The sequence below is a fragment of the bacterium genome (assembly GCA_020440705.1).
GTDB lineage: Bacteria > Krumholzibacteriota > Krumholzibacteriia > LZORAL124-64-63 > LZORAL124-64-63 > JAGRNP01.
In genome coordinates, this window is record JAGRNP010000344.1 from 1 (window position 1) to 575 (window position 575).

General features: G+C 72.0%; 1 protein-coding gene. It reads right to left on the minus strand.

All coding sequences use genetic code 11. The annotated features are described in order from the left end of the window. Positions 1-575 (minus strand): hypothetical protein (locus KDM41_18710; GenBank protein ID MCB1185456.1); only part of this gene is annotated, 575 nt, incomplete at both ends.

Below are 575 nucleotides of genomic sequence, written 5' to 3' on the forward strand. Positions count from 1 at the left end.
GGTCGTCGCCGGGTTGAAGGGGTTGGGGTGGTTGCCCAGCAGGGCGGGGCGCGCCACCTGCAGCTCGCCGTCGGGGGTGGCGGCGGGCAGGTCGCTGACGAGGATGTCGCCCGAGGCGACGACGCGGTTGCGGTCGGCGCCGTCGCCTTCCCAGATCACGTGGTACATCCCGGCCGGGACTTCCTGGCCGCCATTGTCCAACCGGTCCCAGAAAAAGGTGTGGTAGCCCGGAGCGAAGTCGCCGTAGACGAGGACGCGGACCGGGTCGCCGGCGGCGTTCACCACGCGCAGGCGCAGCACGCCGCCCACGTCGAGGAAGATCCGGAACTCGGCCGCCTCGCCGAGCAGCAGCGGATTGCCGCACGGGGCTTCGATGTTGCCGGTCGGCGTCTCCCAGAACGGCCCCGGACCGATCTGCCAGTCGTCGGGGTCGATGTCGCCGCGCGGGGTGCAGGTCCGGTCGCGCCAGGTGATGCCCGAGTAGTCGTAGCCCAGCGCGAAGCCACCCTGGCCGCCGCTGCACAATCCCCAGGTCTCGAGCCCGCCATAGCCGGACACGTCGCGCCAGTCGCGGG